This window comes from Agrobacterium sp. 719_389 (assembly GCF_900188475.1).
Taxonomy (GTDB): domain Bacteria; phylum Pseudomonadota; class Alphaproteobacteria; order Rhizobiales; family Rhizobiaceae; genus Agrobacterium; species Agrobacterium radiobacter.
The window spans coordinates 48696-74511 of sequence record NZ_FYEM01000016.1 but is presented as its reverse complement, the minus strand read 5'-3'; the positions used below and the strand labels follow the sequence as shown (position 1 = coordinate 74511).

Annotated in this window: 26 protein-coding genes; 16 read left to right on the top strand and 10 right to left on the bottom strand. The window is 58.8% G+C overall.

The window, feature by feature from the left end; all coding sequences use genetic code 11:
- Nucleotides 1–82: 82 nt before the first annotated feature.
- Entirely contained in the window at nt 83–925 is an 843-nt protein-coding gene (locus tag CFB10_RS23360; protein WP_020009006.1) for a LysR family transcriptional regulator, read from the bottom strand.
- Between the two features lie 89 nt (nt 926–1014).
- Between CFB10_RS23360 and CFB10_RS23355 the strand changes: the two genes are divergently transcribed.
- Nucleotides 1015–1416: a 4-oxalocrotonate tautomerase family protein gene (locus tag CFB10_RS23355; RefSeq protein WP_020009005.1), complete on the top strand. Its 402-nt coding sequence runs from the start codon at nt 1015–1017 to the stop codon at nt 1414–1416.
- Nucleotides 1417–1570: 154 nt separating this feature from the next.
- Here the strand turns inward: CFB10_RS23355 and CFB10_RS23350 are convergent, their stop codons facing one another.
- A complete protein-coding gene (locus CFB10_RS23350; RefSeq protein ID WP_020009004.1) occupies nt 1571–2344 on the bottom strand; it encodes an SDR family NAD(P)-dependent oxidoreductase in 774 nt (257 codons plus the stop codon).
- An 87-nt stretch (nt 2345–2431) separates the two neighbouring features.
- Here CFB10_RS23350 and CFB10_RS23345 point away from each other — a divergent pair, with 87 nt between their 5' ends.
- The gene (locus CFB10_RS23345; protein ID WP_020009003.1) at nt 2432–3055 is read left to right on the top strand and encodes a TetR/AcrR family transcriptional regulator; all 624 of its coding nucleotides are present in this window, start codon (nt 2432–2434) and stop codon (nt 3053–3055) included.
- A gap of 31 nt (nt 3056–3086) precedes the next feature.
- Here the strand turns inward: CFB10_RS23345 and CFB10_RS24290 are convergent, their stop codons facing one another.
- On the bottom strand, nt 3087–3272 hold the full coding sequence (locus tag CFB10_RS24290; RefSeq protein ID WP_371258458.1) for a helix-turn-helix domain-containing protein: 186 nt from the start codon (nt 3270–3272) through the stop codon (nt 3087–3089).
- 18 nt (nt 3273–3290) lie between these two features.
- Between CFB10_RS24290 and CFB10_RS23905 the strand changes: the two genes are divergently transcribed.
- From CFB10_RS23905 to CFB10_RS23305, 8 genes are all read left to right on the top strand, one after another.
- Nucleotides 3291–3533: a hypothetical protein gene (locus tag CFB10_RS23905; protein WP_141097750.1), complete on the top strand. Its 243-nt coding sequence runs from the start codon at nt 3291–3293 to the stop codon at nt 3531–3533.
- Entirely contained in the window at nt 3530–4798 is a 1269-nt protein-coding gene (locus CFB10_RS23335; protein ID WP_020009002.1) for an extracellular solute-binding protein, read from the top strand. The genes CFB10_RS23905 and CFB10_RS23335 overlap by 4 nt, the downstream gene beginning before the upstream one ends.
- A 13-nt stretch (nt 4799–4811) precedes the next feature.
- Nucleotides 4812–5900, top strand: coding sequence for a carbohydrate ABC transporter permease (locus CFB10_RS23330; protein WP_020009001.1), 1089 nt, complete (start codon nt 4812–4814; stop codon nt 5898–5900).
- Nucleotides 5897–6778, top strand: a complete 882-nt coding sequence (locus CFB10_RS23325) for a carbohydrate ABC transporter permease (protein ID WP_020009000.1) — start codon at nt 5897–5899, stop codon at nt 6776–6778. The genes CFB10_RS23330 and CFB10_RS23325 overlap by 4 nt, the downstream gene beginning before the upstream one ends.
- A gap of 265 nt (nt 6779–7043) precedes the next feature.
- Nucleotides 7044–8639, top strand: a complete 1596-nt coding sequence (locus CFB10_RS23320) for a peptide ABC transporter substrate-binding protein (protein ID WP_020008999.1) — start codon at nt 7044–7046, stop codon at nt 8637–8639.
- 54 nt (nt 8640–8693) lie between these two features.
- Nucleotides 8694–9617, top strand: coding sequence for an oligopeptide ABC transporter permease OppB (gene oppB / locus CFB10_RS23315; protein ID WP_003510218.1), 924 nt, complete (start codon nt 8694–8696; stop codon nt 9615–9617).
- Nucleotides 9610–10740: an ABC transporter permease gene (locus CFB10_RS23310; protein WP_020008998.1), complete on the top strand. Its 1131-nt coding sequence runs from the start codon at nt 9610–9612 to the stop codon at nt 10738–10740. Before oppB ends, CFB10_RS23310 begins: the two co-directional genes overlap by 8 nt.
- A gap of 1 nt (nt 10741) precedes the next feature.
- On the top strand, nt 10742–12352 hold the full coding sequence (locus CFB10_RS23305) for an ABC transporter ATP-binding protein (protein WP_026363361.1): 1611 nt from the start codon (nt 10742–10744) through the stop codon (nt 12350–12352).
- Between the two features lie 428 nt (nt 12353–12780).
- On the opposite strand, the gene CFB10_RS23300 is transcribed toward CFB10_RS23305, so the two are convergent.
- Complete coding sequence (locus CFB10_RS23300) at nt 12781–14019, bottom strand: amidohydrolase family protein (RefSeq protein WP_020008996.1); 1239 nt, start codon at nt 14017–14019, stop codon at nt 12781–12783.
- Between the two features lie 81 nt (nt 14020–14100).
- On the opposite strand from CFB10_RS23300, the gene CFB10_RS23295 reads away from it, so the two are divergent.
- Complete coding sequence (locus CFB10_RS23295; RefSeq protein ID WP_020008995.1) at nt 14101–14499, top strand: hypothetical protein; 399 nt, start codon at nt 14101–14103, stop codon at nt 14497–14499.
- 29 nt (nt 14500–14528) lie between these two features.
- Here CFB10_RS23295 and CFB10_RS23290 read toward each other — a convergent pair whose 3' ends face one another.
- Nucleotides 14529–15233 carry a GntR family transcriptional regulator gene (locus tag CFB10_RS23290; RefSeq protein WP_020008994.1) on the bottom strand — a complete coding sequence of 235 codons (705 nt, stop codon included), beginning with the start codon at nt 15231–15233 and terminating at the stop codon, nt 14529–14531.
- A gap of 233 nt (nt 15234–15466) precedes the next feature.
- Between CFB10_RS23290 and CFB10_RS23285 the strand changes: the two genes are divergently transcribed.
- The 4 genes from CFB10_RS23285 (at nt 15467) to CFB10_RS23270 (ending at nt 19778) form a co-directional block, all read left to right on the top strand.
- Nucleotides 15467–16306 carry an ABC transporter ATP-binding protein gene (locus CFB10_RS23285; protein ID WP_026363360.1) on the top strand — a complete coding sequence of 280 codons (840 nt, stop codon included), beginning with the start codon at nt 15467–15469 and terminating at the stop codon, nt 16304–16306.
- 3 nt (nt 16307–16309) lie between these two features.
- A complete protein-coding gene (locus CFB10_RS23280; protein ID WP_020008992.1) occupies nt 16310–17083 on the top strand; it encodes an ABC transporter permease in 774 nt (257 codons plus the stop codon).
- A gap of 29 nt (nt 17084–17112) precedes the next feature.
- Nucleotides 17113–18135 (top strand): ABC transporter substrate-binding protein, encoded by a 1023-nt coding sequence (locus CFB10_RS23275; protein WP_034500890.1) that lies wholly within the window; start codon nt 17113–17115, stop codon nt 18133–18135.
- 62 nt (nt 18136–18197) lie between these two features.
- Entirely contained in the window at nt 18198–19778 is a 1581-nt protein-coding gene (locus CFB10_RS23270) for a gamma-glutamyltransferase family protein (protein WP_081629421.1), read from the top strand.
- Between the two features lie 61 nt (nt 19779–19839).
- Here CFB10_RS23270 and CFB10_RS24125 read toward each other — a convergent pair whose 3' ends face one another.
- A complete protein-coding gene (locus CFB10_RS24125; protein WP_020008989.1) occupies nt 19840–20082 on the bottom strand; it encodes a hypothetical protein in 243 nt (80 codons plus the stop codon).
- A gap of 339 nt (nt 20083–20421) precedes the next feature.
- Between CFB10_RS24125 and dinB the strand changes: the two genes are divergently transcribed.
- A complete protein-coding gene (gene dinB / locus CFB10_RS23260) occupies nt 20422–21519 on the top strand; it encodes a DNA polymerase IV (protein ID WP_020008988.1) in 1098 nt (365 codons plus the stop codon).
- A gap of 540 nt (nt 21520–22059) precedes the next feature.
- Here the strand turns inward: dinB and CFB10_RS23250 are convergent.
- The 4 genes from CFB10_RS23250 to CFB10_RS23235 are packed head-to-tail and all read right to left on the bottom strand — an operon-like array spanning nt 22060 to nt 25666.
- The gene (locus CFB10_RS23250) at nt 22060–22788 is read right to left on the bottom strand and encodes an SDR family oxidoreductase (RefSeq protein WP_020008986.1); all 729 of its coding nucleotides are present in this window, start codon (nt 22786–22788) and stop codon (nt 22060–22062) included.
- A 52-nt stretch (nt 22789–22840) separates the two neighbouring features.
- Entirely contained in the window at nt 22841–23965 is a 1125-nt protein-coding gene (locus CFB10_RS23245; RefSeq protein ID WP_026363358.1) for an ABC transporter ATP-binding protein, read from the bottom strand.
- Nucleotides 23966–23969: 4 nt separating this feature from the next.
- Nucleotides 23970–24803: a carbohydrate ABC transporter permease gene (locus CFB10_RS23240; protein ID WP_020008984.1), complete on the bottom strand. Its 834-nt coding sequence runs from the start codon at nt 24801–24803 to the stop codon at nt 23970–23972.
- Nucleotides 24800–25666: a carbohydrate ABC transporter permease gene (locus tag CFB10_RS23235; RefSeq protein WP_020008983.1), complete on the bottom strand. Its 867-nt coding sequence runs from the start codon at nt 25664–25666 to the stop codon at nt 24800–24802. The genes CFB10_RS23240 and CFB10_RS23235 overlap by 4 nt, the downstream gene beginning before the upstream one ends.
- Nucleotides 25667–25816 lie beyond the last annotated feature (150 nt).

Below are 25816 nucleotides of genomic sequence, written 5' to 3'. Positions count from 1 at the left end.
GTTTTGATATCAGGAAGGCGCTTCGCACTTGACCGTGGGCTGCGAACAGCAGCCGGAAACTAAAGCACGTCCGCCCCTTCACCTAATCGCCGGTGCCCGATACGGCTGCGGCCAGCGCCCTGATCGCCGATGCGTGTGCCGGCGTTCTTGCACGGGAGAGAAGAACGATATCGGAAGGCGGCAACGAAGGCAGCCCGAGTTCGGCACCCCTGTCGGGCAGGCCGCGGGCGCTAATATCGCCGAGCGGCGCGACGCCCGCTCCCGCAAGAATTCCTTCATGGAGCGCCGAACAGCTTCCGGCGGTGAACGCATCGCGCCAATCCACGCCGGCTCTTCTAAGCTCCGACACCGCAATTTCTCTGACTCCGCACCCGGTTCCCAGCGACACCAGCGGAATGGCGCTGTTCGAGCGCGGCCGCCAGTCTGGAGCGGCCCGCCATCCGAGCTTGTCGGTGCGCAGGATTTCGCCGTCAGAGCCCCCGCCGTTACGCCTGAAAATGACGGCGTCCGCCTGTCCGGACGCGAAACTTTCCTTCACCTGCCGGGAAAAGCCGACATTCACCTCAATCACCGCATTGGCGGGGAGCGCAGCACGCATCGCTCTTATGGCCGTCGAAAGGCGGCCCCCGATCGCATGGTCACTGGCAGCCAGGCTAAAGTGCAGCGGTGATTCACAACCGAAGGTCAGTGCTTCCTCGTGTTTGGCGAGCAGCTCGCGCGCCTTCGGCAGAAACACCTCACCATCCTCCGTGAGCCGCAGATGACGCGGCGAACGGTCGATCAGCCGCCTGCCGACACGCTGCTCCAGCATCTTCAATTTTTGGCTGACGACCGGTTGCACGGTTCCCGCCGCCTCCGCCGCCTTTGTCAGGCTGCCGAGCTCGACGGAGAAAATGAACAGGCGAACGCTCTCAAGATCAATCATATGAAATCACTATGTATGGAATATCTATCCTCATCTTCTCATTATGAAGAAATTTGCGCAAGGTGTCTCGGCAACAAGGAGACAAGACCATGCCCATGATCAAAGCGCGTTACACCAAACCCCGAAACGGAAGCGACCCAAAGCTGGAAGTCGCGGCGCTGCTATCTCGCCTCACGGCGGAAATCCTGCACAAGGACCCGGCCGTCACTGCGGTTCTCGTCGAGAGTGCCGATCCCGGGGACTGGATCATTGCCGGATCGAGCCTCACCGACCAGAAGATCGGAAGCTTCTATGTCGAGGTTTCGATTACCGAGCACACCAACATAAAGGATGAGACGACCGAATGGGTCCGGCGGGTTTATGACGGGATGAACGCGCTGGTAGGCCCCGTGCACGAGGCGAGTTATGTCCTTGTTCACGCCGTCGACGGCGATGCCTATGGTTATGGCGGGCAAACCCAGAACCTGCGGTGGGCGCGAAAGCACGGATAACGCCGGCCACCAGATGAGGCAGGCCGACAAAGTCAGCGGCGCGGCCCCGGATATACGAACCTGCCCGAAGAGGAGGACTACAGCCGTCCCACCTCCTCATTCGGGGTCGAGCGAAACTGCCCGACACCCGTCATCCAAGTCTACGCTCGCGGGATCAAATCCGCGCACCGCCTGTCGCATCGATCATCTGCCCGGTCGTCCAGCGGGCATCATCCGAGGCAAGGAACGTGATGACGTCAGCAATATCGTCGGCGCGACCGATACGTGAAAAGACGGACAGGGCCTCGGCACCGGCACGGGCCTCCGGCGCTGCCAGCCATTCGGCGTTCATGTCGGTTTCAGTAACACCCGGCAGAACCGAATTGACCGTAATTCCGCGCCGGCCGAATTCCGGGGCGAGTGCCAGTGTCAATGTCTCAAGCGCACCCTTGGATGCCGCATAGGCCGGATGCGTCGGCGCCGCAATGCGCGTGAAACCGGTCGAAACATTGATGATCCGGCCATTGTCGCGGAGATGATCAGCGACAGCCTGAATAAGGAAGAATGGCGCCTTGAAGTTGATCGTCATCAACTCGTCGAACGCGGCCTCCGTTGTTTCCTTCAACGGTGTCGCCGGGGCAATGCCCGCATTGTTGACGAGAATATCGAGCGATGGCGCGCCGGTGAAAGCGATCGCGGCTTCCTTAAACTGCTCCCACAAGCTGTCGGTCGCTGCTTTCCCTGCCCGCAGATCGGCATTGAGCGCGACCGCCTTCGAACCGAGGGCCTCGATCTCGCGGATCGTTACCTGCGCGGCCTGGGGATTCGCGCCATAGTGGACGCCGATAAGACCTGCACCCTCCTTCGCAAACGCCAAAGCGGCGGCGCGGCCAATGCCGCGTGAACTGCCCGTTATGAGGGCGACTTTGTTGGATAGTTTCCGGGACATGGATCACTCCGTTGCGATTTAACTAGCGATCGATATAATAAAAGCCAATCATGGTCTGTCAATATTTTTATAGTGATCGATATAATAATGACTGAAACAACGCGAAAACGCGGTAGACCGCGTCTGCTCGATCGGAATGCAGGGCTCGATGTCGCAGCCCGGCTGTTCTGGGAACGCGGCTATGAGGGAACTTCGATAGCGGACCTTACCCATGCCATGGGCATCACCCCGCCGTCCCTCTATGCGACCTTCGGCTCAAAGGAAGAATTATTCCGGCTGGCGCTCGATCATAGCATCGCGCAGCAAAGCCAACGCCGTTCCGAAATGCTGCAGGCGAAAATACCGGCCTACGAGGCGCTCGCCTCTTATCTCTACGACATTGCCGAAGGAGACACCCAGCCTGACAAGCCGCGCGGATGCATCGTGTCTACCGCCGTTCTCCAGCATTCGGAAGAAAACGCCTCTGTCGCCCGCACAGCGGCAGCGTGGCGCGAGGCGGCAATGCAGATTCTCAAGACGCGGTTCGACCGCGCCGTCAGCGAAGGCGAACTGCCCGAGCAAACGAACACGGATACCCTCGCGCGCTTTTATGGCGCCATTATTCAGGGCATGTCTGCGCAGGCTTGTGATGGCGCGTGTACCGCAAGATTGAAGGACTTGGTCGACGTCGCGCTGACAGCATGGCCGGGGAAACGGGGCCGTCAGGATTGAATCCCGAGGCTCTTGAACAGGCAGAGAGAGCTCAGTCGGAATAGGCTGAATAAAGCTGGCAGGCGACGCTGAGAAGAGTGAAATCATCTGCGTTAGAGATGCTCCGGCCGGTCAACGCTTCTATTCTGGCGAGGCGCTGGTACAGGGTATTGTTATGTATCTTCAGGAAACTCGCCGCCCGTGTCGCGGATCTGCCTTCCTGTAGGTAGCTGTGCAGGGTTTCATAGAGAAATTCATGTTTCTGGTCGTGGAGAAGCGGGCCCAGGATTTCGCGTGCGAAACCGAGAACTTCGTGCCGGCAAGGGCGGGGACTGTCAGCTCCCGTCCAGTTTCACAGTGGTTCCGAAGCAAATCGGGCCGGATTTATCGATGCCCGTTTCCTGTTTGGCGCGTTTTTGGCACGCGCGAAGGCGAATTTTCTGCGGAACAATCTGTAGATGGTGAAGTTACCCTTCTTCAGGAGGAGAACAATCCATGACCACAAAAGCCATTTTTGCGGGGGCGGCGACTGCCCTGTCGATGCTTTTTTCCACTACCGCACTCGCGCAAACCGATCTCACGATGTGGTATCACGGTGCTGGCAATGTTGAAGAACGCAAGATCCTGGCGGGCATTATCGAAGACTTCAATTCGTCCCAGTCAGACTGGCGGGTTTCGCTTCAGGAATTTCCCCAGAGCGCATATAACGAATCCGTCACCGCCGCTGCGCTCTCCAACAAGCTGCCTGACATTCTGGATGTCGACGGACCGAACATGCCGAACTGGGCGTGGTCAGGTTATCTGCAGCCATTGCAGATCGACGAGGCAAAGCTTGCGAACTTCCTGCCGGGCGCGGTGGGAAAGTGGGGGGACAAGCTCTATTCAGTAGGCCTGTGGGACGCAGCCGTCGCGGTCTTTGCCCGCAAATCCGTTCTCGATGAAAATGGCATTCGCATTCCAACGCTGGACCAGCCATGGAGCGGCGAAGAATTTAATGCAGCGCTCGAAAAGCTCGCGGCCAGCGGCAAGTTCGACTATGCGATCGACCTCGGCATGGCCGATAAAACCGAATGGTACAGCTACGCCTTCAGCCCGTTTCTGGAAAGCTTCGGCGGCAGCTTGATCGACAAGGAAAATTATCAAACCGCCGAGAACGTCCTTAACGGAGACAGTGCCATCAAGTTCGGAGAATGGTGGCAGTCCCTGTTCCAGAAGAAGCTCGCACCCGGAACATCGCAGTCGCCTGCCGACCATGAAACCGGATTTCTGGAGGGCCGCCACGCCCTGCAATGGATGGGCAACTGGGTTGCGGTGAAGGCTCTGGAGAAATATGGGGACGACCTGCTGTTCCTGCCGGCCCCTGATTTCGGGAACGGTCCGAAGATCGGCGCCGGATCCTGGCAGTTTGGCGTGTCGGCCACCAGCAAACATCCCGAAGGCGCGTCCGCCTTCATCGAATTCGCCATACAGGACAAATATCTCGCGCAGTTCTCCGACGCGATCGGCCTGATCCCGGCCACGTCTTCAGCGGCCCAGATGACGAAGAATTACAAGCAGGGCGGCCCGCTCGAGGTTTTCTTCGAGCTCTCCCAGCGTCAGGGAACATTGCGTCCGGTGACGCCAGCTTATGCCTTCATCTCTCCGGTCTTTTCCAAGGCCGTGTCCGACATTGCCAATGGCGCGGATGTGGCCGATACGCTGGACAATGCAACCGACGAGATAAACAACAACATAGAGCGTAATTCCGGTTACCAACCCAAATAGGGGCATGTGATCGATGGCGCTCTTTTCCTCAAAGGGGAAACTGACCCGGGACGGTTTCATCGGCTGGTTCATGGCTGGACCGGCCATGGTGCTGATCGGGCTGTTCCTGATCACGCCCTTTCTGCTGGGGCTCGGTTTTTCCTTAACCAACCAGCGGCTGACATCTCCCAATCCGACCGAGTTTGTCGGCGTTGAAAACTACACCCGGCTGCTGGGTATCGGCGTGCTCACGCTCGAGCCGGAAAGGGAGGCGGATGGGAGCCTCAAGCAGGGTGCGGATGGCGCCATCTCCTATCCGCGAATTCGCAATTTCACCCGCAACAATCCCGACTATCCCTATCTGGAAGGGATGCGGGAATATAAGAGCTTCACCTGGGGCGAGAACCAGATCTTCATTCTGGCGCGCGACGTTGTGTTTTTGACAGCACTCGTCAATACGCTTTCCTTCGTGGCGGTCGTTGCGCCGGTTCAGGCAGCACTTGCGTTGTTTCTTGCCCTGTTGGTGAACCAGAAAATTCCCGGCGTCACGATTTTCCGTGCGATCTACTTCATGCCTGTGGTGCTGTCGGTGGTGGTGGTGGCCCTGCTCTGGCGGTTTATCTATGCGGCGGATAACGGGCTCCTGAACAGCCTTTTGAGTTACATGAGCTTCGGGCTGTTCCAGCCCGTCGACTGGCTGGGCAGAACCGATACCGCCCTATGGGCCATTCTGGTGATGTCAGTCTGGCAGGGCGTCGGTTTCCATATGGTCATATGGCTTTCCGGCCTGCAGACAATCTCTCCGGATCTTTACGAGGCGGCTGATATCGAAGGCGCGAGCCGCTGGCAGAAATTCAGCATGATAACCTGGCCGCTGCTGCGCAACACGGCCGTGCTGATTATCATCGTCATTACCATGCAGGCTTTTGCCCTTTTTGCGCAGATCGATGTGATGACCAAGGGCGGACCCCGCGATTCGACGCAAAGCATCGTCTATCAGGCGGTTGAGAGGGGATACCGACAGCAGGATATCGCGGCGGGCTCGGCAATCTCGGTCGTCCTGTTCCTGCTTGTCCTGTGCATTTCGCTGACCCAGCGATACCTGACTAGGGAGAAGCAATGATGCAGGCCGGACAACGCAAAAACCTTCCTTTTCTCATCGGCAACTATGTGCTCATGCTGGCTTTCGCGGCGATCTTCATTTTGCCCCTGCTCTTCATGGGCTTCTCGTCACTGAAACCGAACGACCAGCTGCTGAGTGATGCGACCTCGATACGGGCTTTCCTGCCGGTGGGAGACCTTTCGCTCGAAAACTACACCGCGGCTTTTGCCCGGGCGCCGATTGCGACCTTCATATTCAACTCGGTGCTGGTAACGGGCGTCACCGTCTTTCTCGCCCTGCTGCTTGGCTCGCTTGCCGCCTTCGCTTTCACCTTTTTGAACTGGCGTGGAAAGGATGTGCTCTTCTCGGTCATTCTCGCCACCCTCATCATTCCCTTTGAAACCATTGCCGTGCCGCTGCTGCTGGAAGTCAACAATCTGCCATGGATCGGCAGCAACGGGTTTACCTGGGGATGGCTCAATTCGTGGCATGTGCAGATCATTCCATGGATAGCGGACGGGCTGACGATTTTCCTCTTCGTGCAATATTTCAAGGATTTGCCGAAGGAGTTGCTGGAGGCGGCGCGCATCGACGGAGCCGGCTGGCTGCGGATCTACGCACAGGTGGTGATGCCGCTCAGCGGCCCGGTCATCGCAACGGCTGCAATCCTCAAATTTCTCGTCATGTACAGCCAGCAATATCTATGGCCGCTTCTCGTTACCCAGTCCGAGGCATACAGGCCGGTGATGGTGGGGCTGCAATATTTCTTCCAGCTCAACACACCCTGGGGTGAGGTGATGGCTTATCTCACCATCATCACGCTGCCGGTGCTGATCTTTTATCTCTGCCTGCAGAGGCTGTTCATCTCCAGTATCGCGGCGAGCGGGATAAAGGGATAGCGCATCGGCAAGGTCGCGGCGCGAACCGTTCGGCCCCCGAAGGCCGGCATTTTCGCTGCGCGACAGCCTGCCGCCGGATGAGTTCCCACCAAAGTTTTCTACAAGAAACTGTCGGTTCAAGCGCGGGAGGCTGGAGACGTCATCCCAAGTGAAACGCGCGGTTTCCCCAGAACTCACAATTTATTGTGGTTGCGTTATTGTGGTTGCGCTTTGAAGCAATTTGGCCTTGTTTGTGGGCTCAAAATATTCACGGGGAAAGAAAACAATGTCGATAACAACAAAAGTTCGCATCACTCTGCTGGCAGGATCGCTTCTGATCGGCGCCAGTTCCGCACTAGCAGAAACAGTTCTGCACCGTGGTAATGCTGGGGAACCACAGACGCTCGATCAGGCACAGACCTCAATCAACATCGAAGCCTTTATCCTGAAAGACCTCTATGAAGGTCTCACCATTTACGATGCTGCCGGCAAGATCGTTCCCGGTACGGCGGAAAGCTGGACGCTGTCTGAAGATGGCACAGTCTACACATTCAAACTGCGTGCGGATGCAAAGTGGTCGGATGGCACTCCGGTAACGGCTGGAGATTTTGTTTTCTCCTACCAGCGCGTCGAAGACCCGAAGACCGCGGCAAAATACGCGAATATTCTCTACCCGATCAAGAACGCCGAAAAGATCAACAAGGGCGAAACGCCGGTTGAGCAGCTCGGCGTGAAGGCGGTGGATGACAAGACCCTTGAGATCACGCTCGAGCGCCCGACACCCTTCTTCGTTGAACTGCTTGCCCATCAGGCGGCTCTGCCCATCTCAAAGGCGAGCTACGAAAAGAACGGCACGAACTTCGTAAAGCCGGGTGTCATGGTCTCGAACGGTGCATACAAGCTCGAAGCGCATGTCCCGAATGACAGCCTGACGGTCGTCAAGAACACCAGTTTCTGGGACGCAGCAAACACCAAGATCGATAAGGTCATCTTCTACCCGGTGGATGACCAGGCGGCATCCGTTCGTCGTTTCGAAGCCAAGGAAATGGACCTCGCCTACAATTTTTCAGCAGATCAGATCGACCGTCTGCGCAAGGCCTATGGTGAGCAGGTTCACGTTTCGCCGACGCTTGCGACCTATTACTACACCTTCGACACCCGCGAAGCGCCCTATAACGACGTCCGGGTCCGCCGAGCCCTGTCGATGGCGGTGGACCGCGACTTCCTCGCCAAGGAAATCTACAGCGGCTCTCAGGTTCCGGCCTACTCGATGGTTCCCCCCGGTATGGCTTCCTACGGCGAGCCAGCCAAGGCCGACTTTGCGACGCTGTCCCAGCTTGATCGCGAAGACGAAGCCCTCAAACTCATGAAGGAAGCCGGTTACGGTGAGGGCGGCAAGCCGCTTTCCGTCGAAATCCGCTACAACACCAACCCGAACCATGAGCGCGTTGCCACCGCTATTGCAGATATGTGGAAGAACACCTTCGGCGCAAAGGTGTCGCTGGTGAACCTCGACGTCGCCTCGCACTATGGCTACCTGCAGGAAGGCGGCAAATTCAACGTCGCGCGTGCTGGCTGGGTTGCCGACTACGCGGATGCGGAAAACTTCCTCGCGCTTTCCATATCCTCCAACAAGACCTTCAACTACGCGAAGTTCAACAACGCCGAATATGATGCGTTGATGAAGAAATCCTATGACGAAAAGGATCCGGCAGCGCGCTCCAAGCTGCTGCATGAGGCAGAAACGATCCTCATGAAGGAACAGCCGGTTGCTCCGCTTCTGACGCAGGCAGACCTCTGGCTGGTTTCCAACCGCGTCAAGGGTTGGGAAGACAATGCTGCCAACGAACACCTCAGCCGCTTCCTGAGCGTTTCCGAATAAGCAGCACTGGCACGGTGGCCGAAACCACCGTGCCATGCCGGAGCCCGAAAAACCATGATCTCGTTTATTCTGCGCCGTTTGGCGAGCGCCGTGCCGACCTTGTTTATCGTCGTCACGATTTCGTTTTTCCTGATGCGTTTCGCACCGGGTGGTCCGTTCAATCTTGAACGCCCCCTGCCGCCGCAGACAATGGAAAACCTGATGAGAACCTATCATCTGGATGAACCATTGTGGCGCCAGTACCTCATCTATCTCGGCAATGCCGTCACCGGTGATTTTGGTCCGAGCTACATCTACAAGGACAACACCGTCGCCCAGTTGATCGGAAAGGGACTGCCCTATTCGCTGGAACTCGGCAGCTATGCTCTTCTGTTGGCACTGGTGGGCGGCGTTCTTGCCGGCACTTTCGCCGCGCTCAAGCAGAACAGCGCCTTCGATTTCTCGATCATGTCGATTTCGACGGTTGGCGTCACCGTGCCGAACTTCGTTGTCGCACCTGTTCTGACGCTGATCTTCGCCGTCATGCTCGGGCTGCTGCCGGCAGGCAGCTGGGGTGACGGATCACTGCGCTATCTCATTCTTCCGATGATCGCGCTCGCTTTGCCGCAGCTTGCGGTTATCGCGCGTCTGACGCGCGGTGCCATGATCGAGGCTCTGCGGATGGACCATATCCGCACCGCCAAGGCTTATGGTCTTCCAGCGCGCAGCGTGGTGGTGTTCCACGCCATGCGCGCGGCGATGCTGCCGGTCGTTTCTTATCTCGCGCCCTGTGCCGCAGCCCTGCTCACGGGTTCGGCGGTCGTCGAGACGATCTTCACAATCCCCGGCGTCGGCCGTTACTTCGTTCTTGGCGCCATCAATCGTGACTATACGCTGGTCATGGGAACCGTCGTTCTCGTCGCCATTTTTGTCATCGTGTTCAATCTCGTGGTCGACATTCTCTACGGCCTGCTCGATCCGAGGGTCAGACATGACTGATATCTCCGGCAATATTGCCCCTCAACCGTTGGTAAAAAGCCGAAGCCTGTTCCAGCTGGCAGCCCTGCGTTTCAAACGAAACAAGGCGGCCATGGCTGGCTCCATCATGCTCGTGCTGATTACGCTTTTCTCGTTCATCGGTCCGAATTTCCTTACGCACACCTATGATCAGGTGTTTTCGTCCTATGTCTCCGTGGCGCCGAGCCTCGAGCCACGCCCGGATGTGAACAACCTTCAGGGTGTGATGGAGGGCGTCGCCGGCCGGGCGCGCGTGGAACTGAAGGAGTTTTCCGTGGAGGGGCAGACCTTCACGGCAACCATCACCTCCAGTAGCCCGATCGACCCGCGCGCGACACGTTATTTCGACCGCGCCAACGAATTTGAAAATACGAAGGTCGTCGCCACCGAAGACGAGGGCCGGACGCTGAAGCTGGAAGGCGACGTAAACCGCGAATACTTCTTCTTCGGTACGGATTCGAACGGTCGCGACATGCTGGCCCGCGTGATGCTGGGTGGGCAGATATCGATCACCGTCGGCGTTCTCGCCAGTCTCGTTTCGCTTGGGATCGGCGTCGTTTACGGAGCGACTGCGGGGTATATCGGGGGGCGCGTCGACAATGTGATGATGCGTTTCGTTGAAATCCTCTATTCGCTGCCTTTCGTCTTTTTGGTGGTCGTTCTGGTGGTCTTTTTCGGCCGCAGCTTCATCCTGATCTTCCTTGTCATTGGCGCCGTGGAATGGCTGGATATGGCGCGTATCGTGCGCGGCCAGACGCTCGCCTTGAAACGACGGGAATTTGTAAGTGCTGCCCAAGCCTTGGGTTTGAGCGACTGGCAGATCATCCGCCGCCACATCATTCCCAATACGATCGGGCCCGTCGTCGTCTTCGTCACCGTTGTCGTGCCGAAGGTCATTCTTCTGGAAAGCTTCCTCTCGTTCCTCGGTCTTGGCGTGCAGGCGCCTTTGACGAGCTGGGGAGCGCTGATTTCCGAAGGTGCAAACAACATCCAATCGGCACCATGGCTCCTGATATTTCCGGCGATCTTCTTCGTGCTGACCCTGTTTTCGCTCAATTTCGTGGGCGATGGGTTGCGTGATGCGCTCGATCCCAAGGATCGTTGACATGACCAAGACATCTGAAACCATCCTCACCGTCCGCAATCTCAAGGTCGATTTCACCACACCTGATGGCACGGTGAATGCCGTCAAAGGCATCGATCTTGACGTCAAACCGGGGGAAACGCTCGCCGTTGTCGGCGAATCCGGTTCCGGCAAAAGCCAGACCATGATGGGCATCATGGGGCTGCTCGCATCCAACGGCGTTATTGAGGGCTCGGCAAAATATCGTGGGCGCGAACTGATCGGTCTGCCGGTCAGCAAGCTGAACGACATCCGGGGCGCGAAAATCACCATGATTTTCCAGGAGCCGATGACCTCGCTCGATCCCCTCTACAGGATCGGCGCGCAAATCGCCGAACCGATCGTCCACCACAGGGGGGGTAGCAAAAAACAAGCGCGCGCACGCGTTCTCGAACTCCTGAAGCTCGTGGGAATTCCCGACCCGGAGCGGCGCATAGACAGCTACCCTCACGAACTCTCCGGCGGCCAGCGCCAGCGCGTCATGATCGCGATGGCTCTCGCGAACGAACCGGACATTCTGATTGCAGATGAACCGACCACGGCGCTCGACGTAACGATCCAGGCGCAGATCCTCGACCTTCTGAAGTCGTTGCAGCAACGCTTCGGCATGGCCATCGTCCTGATCACGCATGATCTCGGCGTTGTCCGCCACTTTGCCGATCGCGTCGCCGTCATGCGTCGTGGGGAGATTGTCGAATCCGGCACGACGGAGGATATCTTCGATCGCCCGCAGGCGGACTACACCCGGATGCTTCTTGACGCAGAACCCAGCGGGCACAAGCCTGCAGTTGGTAAAGAGGCGCCGATCGTTCTCTCCGGCCGGAACGTGACGGTCGATTATAAAATCCCCGGCGGCTTCCTCTCGAAGCCGAGCAAATTCCGGGCCGTCGATGACGTCAATCTCAGCCTTCACCAGGGACAGACCATCGGCATCGTCGGTGAATCGGGATCAGGCAAGTCCACGCTCGGTCGCGCGCTTCTGCGTCTTGCCCATGCAAATGGCCGCATTTTCTTCGGCGCGACGGAAATCAGCGGCCTCGACCGAAAGGCCATGCGGCCTTTGCGACGGCATCTGCAGCTGGTGTTCCAGGATCCCTATGGCTCGCTTTCGCCCAGACAGACAGTCGGAGAAATAATCACCGAAGGTCTGTTCGTGCATGAGCAGCAACTCAGCCGGGCGGAGCGTGACAAACGCGCAATCGAAGCGCTGAAAGAGGTTGGTCTCAATCCCGCGGCCCGCAACCGTTACCCTCACGAGTTTTCAGGCGGACAACGTCAGCGTATCGCAATTGCCCGCGCGATCATCCTCAAGCCTGATGTCGTCATTCTCGACGAACCTACATCTGCGCTGGACCGATCCGTTCAGGGCCAGGTTATCGACCTGCTACGGGATTTGCAAAAAACGCACGGCCTTTCTTACATCTTCATCAGCCACGACCTTTCTGTCGTCAAAGCCATTTCGGACTATGTCATTGTCATGAGAAACGGGAGGATTGTGGAGGAGGGAGAAACGGACGCCATATTCAACCGGCCGACGGCGGAATATACCGAAACACTCATCAAATCCGCGTTCTCGGCGGGGGTCGCAAGATAGATTAGCGCCCGGTCATCGCCGGGCGATTTCTACCCGGGGCACTGTCCTTAGCCTCGAGAGACCTGTCCGTTTGACCCATATGCCTGGCTTTTCCACGATCTCAGGCATTGAGAGGTTGGAGATTTGGCCGGCCATTTCGGTTTGGCAGAATATCGTAATTTCCGAGGTCCAGAAACGCAAAACGCCCAACGAAGGGGTGAATAGCCCCGAGTTTCGTAGACACCCTCGGGTTAGATTTTCTGCTGCTTCTCGAACTCGACGGGCGACAGCATCCCGTTCTTGGCGTGCGTCACGGCTATCGAGTGCGGCGGGAGTTCGACGGTAATGGGGAGCCAGTGCGTGGCCTGCGTTCGATCGACACCAATGTGGCAACCACTGTCTGGATTTTTGAGCGGTACGCGAATGGCGTGAGCCCCGTTATGCTTCTGTCAAGGCCGGAGCAACGTCGCGGCCGGCCTTATAAAACTCTTGCGCCCGCGCTTGAAACCCATAGCAGGTTCGCGCAGCCCGCCGAAGACCTCGGTCTCGTCCTCGCCTTCCATGACGACGATATCGGCTATCGCCCCGACAGCCAGCCCGTAACCTTCGATCCGCATCAACCGGGCTGCATCCTCCGAGACAAGATCCAGACAGGCTGCAAAATCCTCCGGCCCGAGATGCATGACATTGGCGTAGAGATTGGCCATGCGCAGCAGCGAACAGTCGCCGAAGGGCGTGAACGGGTTGAGAATATTGTTGCTGGCGATGGATGCGGTGACGCCCCGATCCCTCAGTATATGCACGGGTGCAATACCTCGAACGGCGCGAAAGCCGGCTTCCCGGCCGTTCAGATAGAGATCGGTCGACGGCAGCGCCGTCACCCCGACGCCCGCCTGGCGCAACCGCGAAACCCGACGTTCGAATGCTGCCTCGTCCATCGCCGCAAGCTTGGTAGCGTGGCCGACAGTCACCCTGCCCCGCCAATCGGCCCCCTCCGTCCGCTCGCAAATCTCCTCCAGATGCCCCCAGCTCGGATCGAGGTCGAAATCCAGATGAAAATCCAGATCCACGTCATGCCGCGTGGCCATGGTGAAAAGCCGCTCCATTTGGCCGGACGGATCGCTGTCGGTATAGGGACAGCCACCGAGAAGGTCCGCGCCCTCCCCAAGCGCCTGCTCCAGCAGGTCCTCCGTGCCAGGATCGTTGGTCAGCCCTTCTTGCGGGAAGACGCAGATGGAAAGATCGAGCGCGAAGGCATAATCCTGTCTCAACCGCTTTATCGCCTCGAAGCTGCGCAGACCCGCCCGCGGATCGACCTCAACATGGGTGCGCATATGCATCGTACCTTTGGCAATCGCCATCTCTATCGTCCGCGCCCCGCGGGCATAGACGTCCTCGACCGTATAGTCCCGCTTCAGATGGGCAACCGCGGCAATCGCCCCCTTCAGCCCACCTCCGGCATTGCCGCAACGGCAGAGCAGACAGGACTTGTCGAGATGCACATGGGTATCGACGAAGCCCGGCAGCACCAGCCGCCCGCCGATCGACTCATCCTCGTGGCCCGCGCCGGCGGCGATCCGGCCAATGGCGGCGATGCGGCCATCCACAATGCCTATATCCTGCAGCACGGCACACCCCCTCAGGCGCACATCGCGTAGCACGAGATCGAAGGATTCTTGAAATGACATATTGCGACTCGAGGCGTAATTTTTGTAACACTTACTGTATGCACTTTTGATATAAAATTCGCAACAGTCCTGGAGATATCGATGCACAAGACAACAGAACGCGACCTGCAGGCAGTGAAGGACTATCTCGCTGCCTCCATGGCGCCCGATCCGGTTCGCGCCGCGACCTATGTCGCTCCCGGCTTCACCTGCCGCTTCACCGGCAACCGGCTTTTTGACACGCCAAGCGGCCCGACCAGCTTCAATGCCTCCCGCTACAAATGGGTGAAAAAACGCATAGAGCGCTATGACGTCGTGCCGGGCGAAACCGAAACCATCATCTACAGCCTAGGCTATCTCCACGGCGAATGGCCGGACGGCACCCCTTTCGACAACAACCGCTATATCGACCGGTTCACGGTACGCGACGGCCTGATCATCGACACCGACGTCTGGAACGACAGCGCCGAATGGATACTCGACCCGTCCATCGCCCGCTGAATGCCCGTTAAAGGGGCCATCAGGCCCTTTCAGTCTGCATAGGGCGCCAGGATATCCATCAAGTCGCGTGGCTTGGCGCCCGAGCTTTGCAGCAATGCCCGCAAGGCAACCGCCTCCAGATGTTCGCCCATCATCGCCTCCGCCTTTTCCGCCGGCCCGGTGCGGATCGCCTCGATCAATTCGAGATGTTCGCTGACTGCGCAGTCGGAGGAATGTGGTCGTCCGAAGACGGCAAGCGACAGGCCTGCGCGATAGCAGATTTCCGTGACATAGCGGATCAGGATCGGCTTGCCGGTCATCTGCGCCAGAAGCACATGAAACTCGGTGGCGAGCCGGATCGAAGCACCTTCAGGCCCGTGCCGCGCGCCGTGCTCGGCCTCCACGATTGCTTTCAGTTGCTTCGCCTGCGCATCCGTCAGCTTGCCCGCGAGACGCCTCACCACCTGCTTTTCCAGATCAAGACGGATGTCGAAAATATCCCGCGCATCCTCGAAGGACGGCGTGGCGACCACAGCGATGCGGTTGCGCCGCAGATCGACAAGACCTTCCGCCGCAAGCTGGCCGAGCGCATGGCGGGCAATAGTGCGACTGACACCGAACCGCTCACCGAGCGAATCCTCCGGCAGCCGGTCACCCGGGTGCAGCGCCCGCTCGATGATGGCACGGCGCAAGCCCGTACAGATCGCCGCGACGCGATCCCCTTCACTTCTTGCCGAACCCTTGCTGCCCGCCATCACCAACCCTCTTCTTCCGGTCAATCGATAAGCGAGGCGACGGCAAAGATCAACTCGGCGCGCTGCCGCATTTAAATGCAAATGAAATCGAAAATGCACAAAACAATTGCATACAGTTATTGCATTCACTTTTACAGATAATGAATCCATCCTGGAACGCCACAATTCCGCACTTATAGAAACTGGCACGCTCATTGCATGCACTTTTCGGAAACGCTTTCAATGGTGATCTGATGCTGACTGTTCCTCAACCGACGACATACGCCCCTCCCGCCGTGGAGCTCTCCCAGGCAGCCGTCTGCTTCGGCCGGCAGGAAAAAGCCGTCGTTGCGCTGCAGGAGACCAGTCTGCGCATTGCCGATGGGGAATTCGTGGCACTCGTCGGCCCGTCCGGCTGTGGCAAGTCGACGATCATGCGGCTCGCCGCCGGCCTGCTGCAGCCGACCAGGGGCGCGGTCATCGTCGGCGGCCGCGAAGTCGACGCCAAGGCGCTGCGCATCGGCATGGCCTTCCAGAACCCTACCATGCTCCCTTGGCTGACGATCGAGCGCAATGTCATGTTGCCGCTCAAGATCGTAAAGCCGTTCCGTTCCGAATACCGGGCGAAGAAGAACGGTGACTTCCGCGATCGGGTGCGTGCGCTGCTTGCCGATGTCGGACTCGACAAATTTGCCAACCACTACCCGTGGCAGCTTTCCGGCGGCATGCTCCAGCGCGCCAATCTCTGCCGCGCGCTCGTCCACGAGCCGAACCTGCTCCTGCTCGACGAACCTTTTGGCGCGCTCGATCAATTTACCCGCGAAGAACTATGGGGCACGATGCAGTCGCTCTGGATGAAGCGCAAGCCGACCGTCCTGCTCATCACTCATGACCTGAAGGAAGCGGGCTTCCTCGCTTCACGTATCTGCGTCATGAGCGCAAGGCCCGGTCGCATCATTGATGACAGCACGGTCGATTTCCACCGCCCCCGCACCATTGAGATGACGTTCGAGCACGATTTCGTCGCGCTCAACCAGCGCCTGCGTGAACTCATCATCAATGCCCGCTCCGACACCGCAATCCAGGGAGCCTGATCCATGAGCTATGCATTGCGCCGCCGCTTCTGGGCAGCCGCCCTCATCGTCGCCTTCTTTGGCCTGTGGGAAATCCTATGCCTGGTACTGCAGGTGTCCGATCTCGTCCTGCCTCGTCCGAGTCAGGTCTTCGATACGCTCATCGACCGCTTGCCCATCCTCATGCCGCATATCATCCAGACGCTCTGGACGACGATGGTCGGCTTTGTCCTCGGCGTAGCCGTCGGCGTCGTCATCGGTGCTGCGATCGGCGTGTCGCGCACGGCCTATGATACGGCCTATCCGCTGCTGATCGGCTTCTCGTCGATCCCCAAGGTCGCGGTCGTGCCGATCTTCGTTCTGTGGTTCGGCTCCGGCTCGGTGCCTGCAATCCTGACCGCGCTCGCCATGTGCTTCTTCCCGATCGTCGTCAACATCGCCACCGGCCTTGCGACAACCGAGCCGGAACTGGAGGATGTCCTGAAATCGCTGGGCGCCAGCAAACTCGACATCCTGTGGAATGTCGGCCTGCCACGCACCATGCCCTTCTTTTTCGCCTCGCTGAAGATTGCCGTCACCTTCGCTTTCGTCGGTTCCGTCCTGTCGGAAACCGTCGCCTCGAACCGCGGCATCGGCAATGTCATGATGTCGGCCTCGTCCAATTTCGATGTGCCGCTGGTCTTTGCCGGCCTCTTCATCCTCGCCCTTCTGGGTGTGCTTCTCTACGTCGCCTTCTCGCTTATCGAGGTGCGCGTCACGGGCTGGGCCGTCCGCGGCCAGGATTTCACTGCCGCCTGAATATCTACTCAAAACAAATGGAGCCAGACATGCTGAAGAAACTGATCTCGACTCTTGCGCTTGGCCTTTGCCTCGGCGGTGTCGCCCAGGCTGACACGGATATCAAGTTCACTCTCGGCTGGAAGACGCAAGGCTCGGACGCCCCCTTCCTGCTCGCCATGCAGAAGGGCTACTTCAAGGAAGAAGGCCTCAATGTCACGATCGACCAGGGCGAGGGTTCGGCCGCCACGGTCACCCGCATCATGTCGGGCGTCTACGATGCCGGTTTCGGCGATATCAATGCCATCATCCAGAATGCCGCCACCCGACCGAACGAAGTGCCGGTCATGGTCTACCAGCTCTGGAGCAAGCCGCCCTTCGCCATCGTCAGCAAGAAGGAAAGCAACATCACCAAGCCGGCCGATCTGGAAGGCAAGAAGCTCGGCGGCGCACAGGGCACGCCCACCACCCGCCTCGTCAACGTGCTCGGTTCGATCAACAAGGTCGACATGACCAAGGTCGCAATCGAGAACATGGGCCCCAACCTGCAGGAGCCGATGCTGATCAAGGGCGATATCGACGGCGCGCTCGTCTTCAATATCACCAGCTGGTTCAACCTCATCAACAACCGCCAGGACCCGGCAAAGGACTATAACTGGCTATCCTTCGGCGATTATGGCCTGGATCTCTATGCCAACGGCATGATGGTGTCGCAGAAACTCGTCAAGGAAAACCCGAAGGCCGTGGAAGGACTGGTGCGCGCGGTCAATAGGGCCACCAGGGAAATCGCCGGCAATTCCAGGGCAGGCATCGAGGCCATCATGGCCTATGACAATCTCGCCAAGGAAGAGCTCGAATTGGCGCGCATGAAATTCTCCTACGAGAACCTGATCATCTCGCCTGAAGTCGACAGGCTCGGTCTCGGCGATGTCGATGACGCCCGCCTGGCCCGCTCGATCGATATCGTTACCGAAGGCTACCAGCTACCGTCGAAGCCGAAGCCGGAAAATGTCTTCTCGCGTCAGTTCCTGCCGTCGTTGGCCGAGCGCAAGCTCGTCTACAAGGTTGACTGATTGACGGAAACACGCCTCCCTGGCCGGAAATGTCCGGCCAGGCTATGAAGAGAGGAAATTTCATGTCGCTAAATGTGCCGCTAGCAGCCCGGCCGGGAATGGTCACCAGCCCGCATCCCCTGGCAAGCGAAGCCGGCGCAGCGGTGCTGAGGCGCGGCGGCAACGCCATCGAGGCCGCCGTTGCGATCGCCGCGACACTTGCGGTGGTGATGCCGCATTTTTGCGGTCTGGGCGGCGATGCTGTATGGCTGGTTGCAGACAGACAAGGCCTCCGCCGGTCGTTTCTCGGGATAGGTCAGGCCGCGGCTGTCCTTCCTGATTATCATACGCCGATCCCGTTGCGTGGCTCCGCTTCCATGATCACAACCGCCTGCGCGGTGGATAGCTGGGGGCATGCCCTGACATTTGGGCAGCAGCATTGGCAAGGGCGCGAACAGCTTTCAGATCTCCTGACGCCGGCTATCGCTTTTGCGGAAAACGGCTACCGGCCGAGTCACTCGCAAGATTTCTGGCTCGAATTCAGACGCGCCGAGATAGCCGGCTGGCCGGGTTTCGCGGCCGCATTTGATCATCCCGGGAGCAGGGGTATTTTCACGCAAAGTTCACTCGCTCGGACGCTTCGCCATGTCGCCGAGCATGGGCACCGTTCCTTCTATGAGGGAGAGTTGGCGGCACGCTTCGGAGAGGCTATGGCTTCGCTAGGGTCGCCGATCACTGCCACCGACTTGCGGCTTACCCGCACCCGCGATGCCGAACCCGTGTCGCAGGACTATCGCGGCGTAACACTGCTCGCGCCGCCCCCGCCGACGCAGGGGGTTTCCACACTCGCAATCCTTGGCATTCTGTCCCGGCTGGATCTGGCGGCGCTACCGTCGTCAAGCGCAGCGCGATACCATCTCTTGGTTGAAGCCGTGAAACAGGCGTTCCTCGATCGCGAACACATCGCCGATCCGGATTTCGTTAACGACAATACCCCCGGCCTTCTTGACCCGATGCGGCTTGAGGAGAAAGCCTGGACCATAGACCGCCAGCAGGCCCTCGAGTGGCCGCATCCTTACCAGCATGGCGACACGGTGTTCTTTGCGGCAACCGACGAGCAAGGACGCTGTGCAAGCGTGCTTCAGAGTACCTATTTCGACTGGGGCAGCGGCGTGGTCGTAGGCGATAGCGGAATCATCTGGCAGAACCGTGGTGCGGCGTTTTCAGTTGCGCCCCGCCATCCGAACGCCATCCGGCCAGGAAAGCGCCCGTTCTACACCCTTAACCCCGGCATCGCATTCAAGGATGGAGCGCCCCATATGCTTTACGGAACTCAAGGGGCCGATGGCCAACCGCAGACATTGTCGCTGCTGCTCACCGGCCTGCTCGACTACGGCATGACGCCCACACAGGCTCTGGCCCAGCCTCGTTTTCTGCTTGGGCGCACCTTTTCCGACGTCCACAACAGCCTGAAGGTCGAGCAGTCGCTTGGCGGAAACATCATCCGGGAACTCGCTGCGCTCGGGCATGACATCTTGTCGCTGCCGGCACTTTCGCCGATTTTCGGCCAAGCCGGTGTCATCTGCATCCAAGATGAAGGAAGGATTATTGGATCCCACGATCCGCGTGGGGAAGGCGTCACTATTTGTGTTTCCACAAATTGAAAATCGGCAACGCGGTTTCCATGATGGTGCAACAATTCGCAACATGGAGTCTTCCCAGACCTCAAAGAGTATCAAATGGTTTTCCGGCCATCGGCGCGATTTTCGTGAACAGCAAATCCTGATCTCGCCACTGCTTTTCGAAGCTTGCGATGGAGCGTGCGCTCATCTCAGGATCGAGTGCTCCCAACTCCGCCGGAATAGCTTCCACGAGGCTAATTCCAGGAATGATCGTCGTGTAAAAAGATGTGCTTTCAGCCGGCGCCAAGAGAACGTAGCCGCCACTTTCAGCCAACGCATTTTGCAATCATCATCTCTCGCAAGTTCCATACGATAGCCGCACAGAGTCGCGTGGCGCGTGTTCTTCGCCGACGCCGACTGGATAAAGATGTCCGGTCGCGCAATGCCGTGCCGTTGGACAAGACGCTCCACTACAAGGTCGGCCGCCTGTCGCGTTTAGAAAACTGCCGTGATCGTAGCCCTGTCGTCGGCCATCGGTCAGCCTTCAGTTCGCTTGAGTACATGATCAAACGCCTGAAGAAGCGGGTAGTTTCGCTTTGGAGGTCCCAAACACGGCTAGCACTTGGATGCAGCTCCAAAAACTGATATGTTCCCGTTTCGTTTCCACCAGTGACACGCAAGCGCCATGGATCTCACCACCGTCTCAACCGTCAGGAAAATCATCCATGTGGATATGGATGCCTTCTACGCGTCGGTCGAGCAGCGCGACAATCCGGAGCTTCGTGGCAAACCCCTGGCTGTTGGCGGAGCGGCTGCCCGCGGCGTCGTTGCAGCAGCAAGCTACGAGGCGCGGGAGTTCGGCGTGCGCTCGGCCATGCCGTCGGTCACGGCGGCTCGAAAATGTCCGGATCTGATCTTCGTTAAGCCCAGGTTTGAAGTCTATCGCGCCGTCTCGCAGCAGATCCGTGAGATTTTTGCAGAGTACACGCCGATCGTCGAACCCTTGTCGCTCGACGAGGCCTATCTCGACGTGACCGAAAATCTCAAAGACATGCCGATTGCCACTGACATCGCGCTGGAAATCCGCGCCAGGATCAAGGCGGTCACGGGGCTGAACGCTTCGGCTGGTATTTCCTATAACAAATTCCTCGCCAAGATGGCGTCGGATTTGAACAAGCCAAACGGCCAGGCAGTCATCACGCCAAAGAACGGTCCGGCGTTCGTCGAGCAGCTCGCCGTCAAGAAATTCCATGGCGTCGGCCCGGCTACGGCGGAAAAGATGCAACGGCTTGGTATCGAGACTGGCAAGGATTTGAAGGCAAAGTCCCTGCAGTTTCTGGTGGAGCATTTTGGGAAATCGGGCCCGTACTTCTATGGTATTGCCCGGGGCATCGATGACAGGCGGGTTCGGCCGGACCGGGTGCGTAAGTCGGTCGGTGCTGAAGATACATTTACCGCCGACATCAGCGATCTTGATCTCGCAACCAGCGAGCTCCGGCCGCTTGCCGAAAAGGTCTGGGCCTACTGCGAGGCCAAGGGCTTCAGCGGCAAGACGGTGACCGTGAAAATCAAATACTCCGACTTCACCCAGGCAACGCGGAGCAGGACGTCTGCTCTCCCCTATTCGGGCATCAAAGACATTTTCGATGCGGCCAACGCCTTGCTGGCTGGTGTCTATCCGTTCAAGCGCCCGGTCCGGCTCCTTGGTGTAACACTGTCGTCGCTCACCAATGAAAAGGAAGCCGAAGGCGAGGAACAATCGCAGCTCGGCTTGGGTCTGTAGTCAAAGGAACCTGGAACGAATCCAGCAGCGGAAGCCGAGATTCCAAGTTGTGGCGGATGTCGCTTGGGTGGAGCGACATCCGCCATTTCTTCAAGCTCCGACCGGAATCGGGTTATCGATGATCCGTCGATTGAATGCTTCGAAGAGGCCGTGCTCCTTCGCTCCTCGATTGTCATATAGATGGCATCGACGATTACTTCGGGGTCGTCTGTGGCGAGCGCGACGAGGGTTTGCTCGATAAAATCGGGAAGTGGCACGGCGCGTGGGTCACCGCTTTTGTAGATCAGATCGGTGTCCACCCACGGCGGTGCGATTTCCTGCACCCGAACGCTGGTGTTGCGCAGTTGAAAACTGCTGCGACAGAGCAAAGGAATGAAGCGCTGCTTTGGTCGCCGAGTAGATCGCGTTACCTTTTCGGGCTTCCTCTCTGAGAATGAACGTAGCGCTCTTCATGAATGGCTTTTTATCTATCTCCCTCAGCGTGGTGCGTCACTCCATCTGCGCGCTCCCCAGTAACGCGACACCGAACATTGATGGCGATCAGCGGCAGGTGAACCCACCGTCGACAGGCAGCGAAACGCCAGTAATCATTGAGGCTGCGTCGCTGAGCAAAAAGACGATGGGGGCGGCGATTTCCGCTTCGCTGGCCCACCGGCCAAGCGGCATCTGCTTAAGGAAAGGCTCGGCCACATGCGGCTGGCTCCAGTGGCCAGACGAGATCGGCGTCATGACGACGGTTGGATTGACGCTGTTGACGCGGATATTATAGCGGCCGAGCTCCAGCGCCGAGCAGCGGGTAATGTTGTCAAGAGCTGCTTTGGACGAGCCGTAGGAAATGTGGCCCGGCAACGCCACAAGGGCTGCCTGGCTGGACACGTTGACGATGGCGCCGCCCTTGCCGAGCCTCACCATGGACTGGCTGGCATACTTCGTCACCAGCAGCGCACCACGCGCATTAATGGTGATGACCTTGTCGAAAATGGCGATATCCGTGTCCATCGGCGTGGCGATCTCGCCGCCGAAACCGCCACAATTGACGACGCCCCACAGATCCAGCCCCTCCAGCGCGGCGCGGATTTCCTCGTCGCGGGCGAGATCGAACGCCACTGTGCGGCAACCGGTTTCCTTCGCGATGGCCTCGAGCGCCTCCTGCGAACGCCCTGCCGCGATGACATCGGCATTGGTGCGGACAAGATGGCGAACCGTTTCCCCGCCAATACCGCCGCTGCCGCCCGTCACAAGGATCGTTCTGCCCTGAAAATCCGTCATTTCCCGTCTTCCTCCCTCATGGCGCCGCACATTCCGCGCCCTTCACAACGTTTCAATTGATCCGCCCCGGTCCAGTCTCCTGAGGGGTCTTCATATCCCGCGACACTCTCTGCCCGTTCGCATCGAACAGATGGCAGGCGGCGGCCGGGAACGACACGGTAATCCGGTCGCCTGCTCGCGCCATGCGGCCAAGACTGTCTCTTATGGTGATCGTTTCCTCGCCCTCGCGGACATGGATGAAAGTATCGCTGCCGAGCAGTTCGACCATCGTCGCTTTCATCGAATAGGACTGTCCGCCCTGCCCGTCGCCGATTGCAATATGTTCGGGACGGATGCCGAGGGTCACGGTGTCGCCAGGTTCAAACGGCCTTGAAACCGCAATATCGAGGGAGGGACCGGCGGCGAGAGACACGGTGGCGATGCCTTCTGCGACGGCGACAACGCGCGCTTTCAGAAGGTTCATGGCGGGCGAACCGATGAAACCCGCGACGAAAAGATTGGCGGGACGCTGGTAGAGCGCAAGCGGTGAGCCGATCTGCTCGATACGGCCGCCATTCATGACGACGATCTTGTCGGCAAGCGTCATCGCTTCCACCTGGTCGTGCGTGACATAGATCATCGTGCAGCCAAGTTCCGCCTTCAGCCGCGCGATTTCCACCCGCATGCCGACGCGCAGAGCCGCATCGAGGTTGGAAAGCGGTTCATCGAGCAGGAACAGCTTCGGCTTGCGCGTCATCGCACGGCCGATGGCGACACGCTGACGCTGACCGCCGGACAATTCGCGCGGCTTGCGTTTCAGATAGCTCGAAAGCTTGAGTTTGCCGGCCGCCCGGCCCACCCGCTCGCCGATTTCAGCCGCTGGCGTCCGGGCGATTTCCAGCCCGAACCCGATATTGCGGGCAACATTCATATGAGGATAAAGCGCATAGGACTGGAAAACCATGGCGACGCCGCGTTCGGGCGGCTCGGCATCACTCATATCCGCGCCATCCACCAGCACGCGGCCCGAACTGATCGGCTCCAGCCCGGCGATGATGCGCAGCAGCGTGGATTTTCCGCAGCCCGACGGGCCGACCAGCACGCAGAATTCGCCATCCTCTATAGTTAGCGACAATTCGGGAATGACCGTCAGGCTGCCGAAGGCCTTTGTGATTTTGTCGATCGAAAGCATCGCCATGGCTCTAGCCTTTCACCGCGCCGGCAGTCAGGCCGCGCACGAAGGCGCGCTGCACCAGCACATAAAGAAGAATGAGGGGAAGTGCGATCAGGGTCAGCACCGCAAACAGCGCGCCGGGATTGGCCATGTAGAGGCCGGAATATTGCATCGGCACGATGGTGAGCGTCTTCATCTCACTTTTCGTCAGCACGATCAGCGCCAGGAAAAATTCGTTCCAGGTGACGATGAACTGCCAGATGGTGACAAAGACCAGCGCCGGGCGCACCAGCGGCAGCGCCACATGCCAGTAGGTCTGCCAGGCGTTGCAGCCATCCACCTTGGCCGCCTCGAACAGTTCACGCGGGGCGTCTTCCATGAAGGATTTCAGAATGACCATGGCAAAGGGCACGCCAAGGGCGGCATAGGGCAATATGAGGCCGATATAGGTGTTCACCCAGCCGAAATTCTTCAGGAGAATGGCAAGCGGCAACACCATCGAGGCAAGCGGCACCATCAGCGTGGTCAGAAGCGTGGTGTAGAGGAACAGCGTGCCTTTGAGCCGAAGTATGGCGATGGAGAAGGCAAAAAGCGAGGATACGGCGACCACGATCGCCACCGTCGCGACGGTGACGATCAGGCTGTTCAGGAAGATGCCGCCGAGCGGATTGTCGCGGATGACCGTGATGAAATTGTCGAAGGTCACCGGCCATGTGAAGAGCGCGGCGTCGAAAGCCTGCGCCGGCGTTCTCAGACCAACGGACAGCATATAGACCTGCGGGACCATCCAGATGCCGAGCACGATGAACAGCACCGCATGAATGAGAAGGCCGCGTGCGCGGTTGCGGGCAAAAGCCGTCATGACCGATCCTTTCCGGCAGGCGTCAGCCGCGCGCCCAGCGCCGCGATCTGCAGCAGCGAAAGGCCAAGCGCCACGACAAGAACAATCACGGAAAGCGCCGCCCCGCTGCCGGTATCGCCCAGCACAAAGCTCTGCTTGAAGATGAAGGTGCCGAAAACCTCGCTTGCCCGGTTCGGGCCGCCGCCGGTCATCAGATGCACGATGGGAAAGGTCTGAAGCGTGCCGATGACGCCGAGAAGCAGCAACGATTTCGTGGCGGGCGCCAGCATGGGAACCACGACATGGGCGGCAAGTTTCAAACCCTTCGCGCCATCGATGCGCGCCGCATCCAGCACTTCAGACGGCAAGTTGGCGATGCCGGCAATATACATCAGCATGGAAAACCCGGTCCATTGCCAAATATTGACGACGATGAGGGCATAGATCGCCGTTTTGGGATCGCCGATCGGCGAGGTCGACATGACGATACCGGCATATTTCAGATATTCCTGCGCGATGCCGTAATAGGGCGCGTAAATCTGCACCCAGACAAGGCTGACCACCGAAACGGAGGTGACGACGGGCAGGAAGAACATGGTGCGAAAGAAACCGCGCAGCCGGTCCGTGTGCCGTTCGATGAACCAGGCGAGCACCCCGCCCACCAGCATCTGGACCGGAATGGTGATGACACCCCAGAGCGCCATGTTGCGCACGACGGTCCAGAAGGTGGGGTCACCAAGAACCGTGGCGTAATTCGAAAATCCCGCAAAGCTGCGCGCCTCGCCGGAAGCCGCATAGAAGCTCTGTCCCGTCACCCAAAGGATTGGATAGGCAATGAAAACGACGAACAGCAGAACGGCAGGAAGGGCGAAGACATAAAGCATGGACGTCCTCGAAACTCTGCTGCGTTCAATGATAACAGGCGTAGCGCCGGCCCTTAAAACTTCTGCACGCATGGGTTCTCACCGATTGATAATCACGCCGCCATCAAACGAAACGGCATCGAAAGGTGTTGAAGCGCACCCGGGAGGTCT